A 7,212-nucleotide genomic window follows, 5' to 3' on the forward strand; every position below is an offset into this window, starting at 1 on the left:
CCTCTACCGGACGTGACATGACGAGATTTCCCACTCGCCGCCTGCTTGCCCTCGCCCTCGCCGCCAGCCTCAGCCTGCCGGCCCTGGCCCAGGTAGCGGAGCCCTTCACCGCCAGCGACATCCGCGTCGACGGGCTGCAACGCATTTCGTCCGGCACCGTGTTCACCTACCTGCCGGTGGAACGCGGCGACAGCGTGGACGAGGCCAAGGTCGCCGAGGCGATCCGTGCGCTGTACCGCACCGGCTTCTTCGAGGACGTGCGCGTCGACCGCCAGGGCAACATCCTGGTGGTGACGGTCAAGGAACGTCCGGCGATCAACAAGCTGACCGTCACCGGCAACAAGGACATCAAGAGCGAGGAACTGCTCAAGGGCCTGTCCGACATCGGCCTCAGCGAAGGTGGCACCTTCGACCGGCTGAGCCTGGACCGGGTGACCCAGGAACTGACCCGCCAGTACAACAACCGCGGCAAGTACAACGTCGAGATCACCCCGACGGTCAGCCCGCTGGACCGCAACCGCGTCGATGTGGCCATCGCGATCAAGGAAGGCAAGGCGGCCAAGATCCGCCACGTCAACCTGATCGGCACCGAGAAGTTCCTCAACAAGGACATCCTGGAGAACTGGGAGTCGCGCGAGCACAACTGGCTGTCCTGGTACCGCCGCGACGACCAGTACTCCAAGGAAAAGTTGTCCGGCGACCTGGAGAAGCTCAACTCCTGGTACCTGGACCGCGGCTATGTCGACTTCAGCGTCGACTCCACCCAGGTCGCGATCAGCCCCGACAAGCGCGACATGTACCTGACCGCCGGCATCACCGAAGGCGAGCAGTACAAGATCTCCGACATCAAGGTCACCGGCGACACCATCCTGCCGCAGGAAGAGATCGAGAAGCTGGTGATCCCCAAGGCCGGCGACACCTTCTCGCGCGCGCTGCTGGAATACAGTTCCGACGCGATTACCAACACCCTGAGCAACATCGGCTACGCCTTCGCCAAGGTCACCCCGATCCCGACCACCGACCGCGAGAAGCGCACGGTGGCGGTGAACCTGCAGGTGACGCCCGGCCCGCGCGTGTCGGTGCGGCGCATCGTGTTCCGCGGCAACACCCGCACCTCCGACGAAGTGCTGCGCCGCGAAATGCGCCAGTTCGAGGACACCTGGTACTCGCAGGCGGCGATCGACCGCTCCAAGATCCGCCTGCAGCGCCTGGGCTACTTCGAATCGGTGGACGTGGAAACGCCGCCGGTGCCGGGCAGCAACGACAAGGTCGACGTGGTCTACAACGTCAAGGAGACCACCTCGGGCAGCTTCACCTTCGGCCTGGGCTATTCGCAGACCTACGGCGTCACCACCTCGGTGCAGCTGTCGCAGAACAACTTCCTCGGCGGCGGCAACCGCGTCGCGGTGGACGCCTCGCGCAGCAGCTACCAGGAGCGCTACGCGTTCTCCTACACCAACCCGTTCTTCACCGACGACGGCGTGTCGCTGGGCTACAACCTGTCGTGGCGCAAGCTGGATTATTCCGACTTCGGCACCGCGCAGTACAACAGCACCAACGGCGCGGCGCAGGTGATCTTCGGCGTGCCGATCACCGAGACCGACAGCGTCTCGCTGATGTTCGGCATCGACAGCAACCAGATCACCACCTACCCCGGCTTCACCCCGCAGGCGATCATCAACTACATCGACGCGATGGGGACCAAGACCTTCCACGCCTGGCGCAGCGAACTGGGCTGGGCGCGCGACACCCGCAACGACTACTTCATGCCCACCCGCGGCATGTACCAGCGCGTCGGCCTGGAAGCCACCCTGCCCGGCTCGACCGTGGAGTACTGGAAGCTCAACTACCAGATCTCCAAGTACTGGCCGATCTCGCCGGCGCTGGTGCTCAACACCCGCGCGGAGTTCGGCTACGGCGACAGCTACGGCAGCGACGTCTCGCGCGACATCTGCGGCGTCACCGTGCCCAATGCGCAGGGCACGCCGGTCTACAACCCGCAGGCCTGCGACGGCACCAACCTGGTCCGCCGCGTCACCGCCTCCGGCCTGCCGTTCTACGAGAACTTCTACGCCGGCGGCACCAACTCGGTCCGCGGCTTCGAGGACAACACCCTCGGCCCGCGCTCGGAGGCCACCGCCTCGTACAGCCGCGGCCAGCCGCTGGGTGGCTCGTTCAAGACCGTGGGCTCGGCGGAAATGTACTTCCCGAAGCTGTTCGACAGCCCGTCGGCGCGCATCTCGGCCTTCGTGGACGTCGGCAATGTGTTCAATGGCGTGGACAACTTCAAGTCCAACCAGCTGCGCGCCTCGACGGGTATCGCCTTGCTGTGGCGCGCGCCGGTCGGCCCGATCTCGATCAGCTATGCGGTTCCGCTGAAGAAGGAAGACAACGACGAGATCGAGCGCCTGCAGTTCACGTTCGGCGGTCAGTTCTGACGAACTGCCCACCCGCTGCCAGGGTGAAACTCTGGCAGCCCAGGTTTTCGCTGCGCGAACACCTGGCCGGGGCTTGGCCTGCCTAATCCCCCGCGTCTTCGGCGCGCCCCCTTTAACAAAAGGGGGCGCGCGCCATCGCATTCGCGCTGACGCCCCACGATTCGCGTTGCGAATCGCGGGCCCCGGCTCATTACTTTCCGAATCCCCGCGCCTTCGGCGCGCCCCCTTTACCAAAGGGGGCTTTACTCCAGTAGGCTGATCCTCATCTGTAGGTTGATCGTGGCTGTTCGGGCGGTGTCGCGCGAGCGGGTCGCACGCCCTACGCGGCAGTACGTATGACCGGGTTGGTGGCACACGGTAGAATCGCCCGGTGAATACTTCGACCTATACCGCTGACGAGATCGCCGAGCGTTTCGGGCTGCAGGTGCATGGCGACGGCAGCGTCGCGGTGCGCGGCGTGGCCACGCTGGCACAGGCCGGCCCGGGGCAGCTCAGCTTCCTGGCCAATCCCCGCTATCGCGCGCAACTGGCCGACAGCACCGCGGCGATCGTGGTGCTGCGCGCCGACGACGCCGAGGCGGCGCCCGGGACCGCGCTGATCGCGCGCGACCCGTATGTCGCCTTCGCCAAGATCGCCGCGCTGTTCGATGCGGCACCGGCGCGGCCGCCCGGCATCCATCCCAGCGCCAGCATCGATCCCAGCGCGCAGGTCGCGGCGAGTGCGCACGTCGGCGCGTTCGTCAGCATCGGCGCGCGCAGCGTGGTCGGCGAGGGCTGCGTGATCGGCCCCGGCTGCGTGATCGGCGAGGACTGCCAGGTCGGCGCGGGCAGCGAACTGATCGCCCGCGTCACCCTGGTCACCCGGGTGCGCATGGGCCAACGCGTGCGCGTGCATCCCGGTGCGGTGCTCGGCGCCGACGGCTTCGGCCTGGCGATGGACGCCGGCCGCTGGATCAAGGTGCCGCAACTGGGCGGCGTCAGCATCGGCGACGATTGCGAGATCGGCGCCAACACCTGCGTGGACCGCGGCGCGCTGGAAGACACCACCCTCGAAGAAGACGTGCGCCTGGACAACCTGGTGCAGGTCGCGCACAACGTGCACATCGGCGCGCACAGCGCCATCGCCGGCTGCACCGGCATCGCCGGCAGCGCCAAGATCGGCCGCTACGTGATGCTCGGCGGCGCGGTCGGCGTGGTCGGCCACCTGGAGATCTGCGACAAGGTCGTGGTCACCGGCAAGTCGGTCGTGCGCAACTCCATCCACGCGCCGGGCGAGTATTCGTCCGGCACCCCATTGACCGACAACCGCACGTGGCGCAAGAACGCCGCGCGCTTCAAACAGCTCGATGCCCTGGCCCGTCGCATCCTGTCTGTCAGCAAGGAGAAGGAATGAGCCACGATCAGCCCCTGCCGGACGCCACCCTGCCGGACATCAACCAGATCCGCGCACTGCTTCCGCATCGCTACCCGTTCCTGCTGGTGGACAAGGTGGTCTCGCTGGATTTCGAGAACCGCCGGATCGTCGCGCACAAGAACGTGAGCATCAACGAGCCGTACTTCCAGGGCCATTTCCCCGGCCAGCCGATCATGCCGGGCGTGCTGATCATCGAGGCGCTGGCGCAGGCCGGCGGCATCCTGACCCAGCTGGCGATGGGCCGCGACGCGCAGTCCAAGCTGTTCTACATGGTCAAGGTCGACAACGCCCGCTTCAACGCCCAGGTGGTGCCCGGCGACGTGCTGGAGCTGCACGTGGAGATCAAGCGGGTGATCCGCAACATGGCGGTGTACTACGGCGAAGCCAAGGTCGACGGCAAGGTCGTGGCCTGCGCCGAAGTGCTGTGCGCCGGCACCCGCGAATGACCCTGGCAGGAGACCTGCGATGAGCGCCAACGCTCCCCTGATTCACCCCTCCGCGATCATCGACCCTGGCGCGACACTCGCCGCCGACGTGCGCGTCGGCGCCTTCACCGTGATCGGCGCCGAGGTGGAGATCGGCGAAGGCTGCGAGATCGGCTCGCATTGCAGCATCGTCGGCCCGACCCGGCTGGGCCGCGACAACCGCCTGGTCGGCCACGTCGCGCTCGGCGGCGACCCGCAGGACAAGAAGTTCGCCGGCGAACGCACCGAACTGGTGATCGGCGATCGCAACGTGATCCGCGAGTTCGTCACCGTCAGCCGCGGCACCGGCAGCGGCGGCGGCATCACACGGGTCGGCAGCGACAACTGGTTCCTCGCCTACACCCACGTCGCCCACGATTGCATCGTCGGCAACCACTGCGTGTTCTCCAACAACACCACCCTGGCCGGGCACGTGGAAGTGGGCGACCACGTGATCATCAGCGGCTTCGCCGGCGCGCACCAGTTCTGCCGCATCGGCGATCACGCCTTCCTCGGCATGGGCGCACTGATCAACGGCGACGTGCCGCCGTACACCATGGTCGGCGGCAATTCTCTGGGCCGCCCCCGCGGCATCAACAGCGAAGGGCTGAAGCGCCGCGGCTTCGATCCCGAGCGCGTGGCCGCGATCAAGCGCGCCTACCGCGCGCTGTACGTGGCCGGCCTGCCGCTGGCCGAGGCCAAGCACCAGTTGGCGGTGCTGGCCGAAGGCAGCGAGGACGTGCGCGCGATGCTGGAATTCATCGAATCCAGCGAGCGGCCGTTGTTGCGATGAACGCCGGGAGTCGGGAGTCGGGATTGGGGATTGGCAACGGCAGCATTGCCGGTGCCGATCGCGCCGCTTCCGCTGTTGCGAATCCCCACTCCCCACTCCTCAATCCCCGCGCAGCACCGCTGCGCATCGCCCTGGTCGCCGGCGAAGCCTCCGGCGACCTGCTGGGCGCGGGGCTGATCGAGGCGCTGCGCGCGCGCTATCCCGACGCCGAGTTCGCCGGGGTCGGCGGCGAGGCAATGCGCCAGGCCGGGTGCCAGACCTGGTTCGATGCCAGCGAGCTGGCGGTGATGGGCCTGCTGGAAGTGCTGCGGCATCTGCCGCGCCTGCTCAAGCTGCGCCGCGCGCTGCGCGAGCGGCTGCTGGCCTGGCGTCCGGACGTGTTCGTCGGCATCGACGCGCCCGACTTCAACCTGGGCGTGGAGCGCTGGCTGAAGCAGCGCGGGCTGCGCACCGTGCATTACGTCAGTCCGTCGGTATGGGCCTGGCGCGAGCAGCGCGCGGCCAAGATCGGTGCCAGCGCCGACCGGGTGCTGTGCCTGTTCCCGATGGAGCCGCCGATCTACGCCAAGCACGGCGTGGACGCGCGCTTCGTCGGCCACCCGATGGCCGATGCGATCGCGTTGCACGCCGACCGTGGCGCGGCGCGCGCCGCCCTCGGCGTGGCCGCCGACGTGCCGGTGCTGGCGGTGCTGCCGGGCAGCCGCCTGGGCGAGATCGGCAAGCTCGGCGACACCTTCTTCGCCGCCGCCGCGCAGGTGCTGCAGCAGCTTCCGAACGCGCGCGTGCTGGTGCCGGCCGCCAATGCCGCGTGCAAGGCGCTGATCGCCGAGCAACTCGCGCGTTCGGCCCTGCCGGCGGCGGCCACCCAGGTGCTGGACGGCGACGCGCGCACCGCGCTGCTCGCCGCCGATGCGGTGCTGCTGGCGTCCGGCACCGCGACCCTGGAAGCCATGCTGGTGAAGCGACCGATGGTGGTCGGCTACAAGGTCGCTCCGCTCACCTACCGCATCGTCAAGGCGCTGGGCCTGCTGAAGGTGGACCGCTACGCCCTGCCCAACATCCTCGCCGGCCACGACCTGGCGCCGGAACTGATGCAGGACGCCTGCACCCCCGACGCCCTGGCCGCCGCGCTGCTGCACTGGCTGCGCAACCCGCAGGCGGTGGCGGCGCTGCAGCCGGAGTACGAACGCCTGCATCTGCTGCTGCGCCAGGACGCCTCGGCGCGCGCGGCCGATGCGGTGCTCGAAGTGCTTGAGAGCCGGGATTCGGGAATCGGGAATCGGGAATCGTCAGGAGCAAGGGCATGAAGCGCTCCCTTTCCCCGCCGTCGCCGCAGCAGTCGCTTTTGTCCCATTCCCCATTCCCCACTCCCGATTCCCGGCTTTACGCCGGCGTCGACGAAGCCGGCCGCGGCCCCCTGGCCGGGCCGGTGGCGGTGGCGGCGGTGGTGTTCGATCCGGCGCGTACCCGCATCAACGGGCTGGACGACTCCAAGCAGCTGACCGCGGCGCGCCGCGAGACGCTGTATGCGCGCATCGTCGAGCGGGCGCTGGCCTGGCAGGTGGTGCTGATCGAGGCCGAGGAGATCGACCGGCTGAACATCTACCAGGCGACCATGCTGGGCATGCGCCGCGCGGTGGAGGGCGTGGCGCACGTGGCCGGCTTCGCCCGCATCGACGGCAACCGCGTGCCCAAGGGCCTGCCCTGCGCCGCCGAGGCGCTGGTCGGCGGCGACGGCCTGGACCGCGCGATCATGGCCGCCTCGATCGTCGCCAAGGTCACCCGCGACCGGATCATGCAGCGCCTGCACGACGAACACCCGCACTACGGCTTCGACCTGCACAAGGGCTACGCCACGCCGGCGCACCTGGCCGCGCTGGCCGCACACGGTCCCTGCATCCACCATCGGCGCAGCTTCGCGCCGGTGCGGATGGCCCTGACGGGCCGGGATTCGGCAGTGGGGATTGAGGATTCGTTGGAGTCGCTGCAGCTCGCGTAGACGCGTGCACGGCGCCGTCAGCATCGCGTGCGGCTCAGGAATCAGTGAGACCGCCGCGAATCCCAAATCCCGAATCCCCAATCCCCGCCCCTCACTGTCAAGCC

Annotated in this window: 6 protein-coding genes; all 6 read left to right on the forward strand. The window is 68.4% G+C overall.

Going from position 1 to position 7,212, the window contains the following annotated elements; genetic code table 11:
- The first annotated feature begins 17 nt into the window (after positions 1–17).
- The 6 genes from bamA (at position 18) to ACP93_RS13800 (ending at position 7,108) form a co-directional block, all read left to right on the forward strand.
- Positions 18–2,438 carry an outer membrane protein assembly factor BamA gene (bamA, locus tag ACP93_RS13775; RefSeq protein ID WP_048491235.1) on the forward strand — a complete coding sequence of 807 codons (2,421 nt, stop codon included), beginning with the start codon at positions 18–20 and terminating at the stop codon, positions 2,436–2,438.
- 370 nt (positions 2,439–2,808) lie between these two features.
- The gene (lpxD, locus tag ACP93_RS13780) at positions 2,809–3,831 is read left to right on the forward strand and encodes a UDP-3-O-(3-hydroxymyristoyl)glucosamine N-acyltransferase (RefSeq protein ID WP_048491236.1); all 1,023 of its coding nucleotides are present in this window, start codon (positions 2,809–2,811) and stop codon (positions 3,829–3,831) included.
- Positions 3,828–4,298: a 3-hydroxyacyl-ACP dehydratase FabZ gene (gene fabZ / locus ACP93_RS13785; RefSeq protein WP_048491237.1), complete on the forward strand. Its 471-nt coding sequence runs from the start codon at positions 3,828–3,830 to the stop codon at positions 4,296–4,298. The genes lpxD and fabZ overlap by 4 nt, the downstream gene beginning before the upstream one ends.
- Before the next feature lie 19 nt (positions 4,299–4,317).
- Positions 4,318–5,109: an acyl-ACP--UDP-N-acetylglucosamine O-acyltransferase gene (gene lpxA / locus ACP93_RS13790; protein WP_048491238.1), complete on the forward strand. Its 792-nt coding sequence runs from the start codon at positions 4,318–4,320 to the stop codon at positions 5,107–5,109.
- Positions 5,106–6,416 (forward strand): lipid-A-disaccharide synthase, encoded by a 1,311-nt coding sequence (gene lpxB, locus ACP93_RS13795; protein WP_204243692.1) that lies wholly within the window; start codon positions 5,106–5,108, stop codon positions 6,414–6,416. Before lpxA ends, lpxB begins: the two co-directional genes overlap by 4 nt.
- Complete coding sequence (locus ACP93_RS13800; protein ID WP_048491239.1) at positions 6,413–7,108, forward strand: ribonuclease HII; 696 nt, start codon at positions 6,413–6,415, stop codon at positions 7,106–7,108. The genes lpxB and ACP93_RS13800 overlap by 4 nt, the downstream gene beginning before the upstream one ends.
- Positions 7,109–7,212: the final 104 nt, after the last annotated feature.

Origin of the sequence: Xanthomonas sp. NCPPB 1128 (assembly GCF_001043115.1) — a bacterium.
Taxonomy (GTDB): Bacteria; Pseudomonadota; Gammaproteobacteria; order Xanthomonadales; family Xanthomonadaceae; genus Xanthomonas_A.

Bases quoted from the DNA above. Each gene is read 5' to 3' on its own strand.
- bamA (WP_048491235.1), top strand. From the start codon at position 18: ATGACGAGATTTCCCACTCGCCGCCTGCTTGCCCTCGCCCTCGCCGCC.
- fabZ (WP_048491237.1), top strand. From the start codon at position 3,828: ATGAGCCACGATCAGCCCCTGCCGGACGCCACCCTGCCGGACATCAAC.
- lpxA (WP_048491238.1), top strand. From the start codon at position 4,318: ATGAGCGCCAACGCTCCCCTGATTCACCCCTCCGCGATCATCGACCCT.
- lpxB (WP_204243692.1), top strand. From the start codon at position 5,106: ATGAACGCCGGGAGTCGGGAGTCGGGATTGGGGATTGGCAACGGCAGC.
- ACP93_RS13800 (WP_048491239.1), top strand. From the start codon at position 6,413: ATGAAGCGCTCCCTTTCCCCGCCGTCGCCGCAGCAGTCGCTTTTGTCC.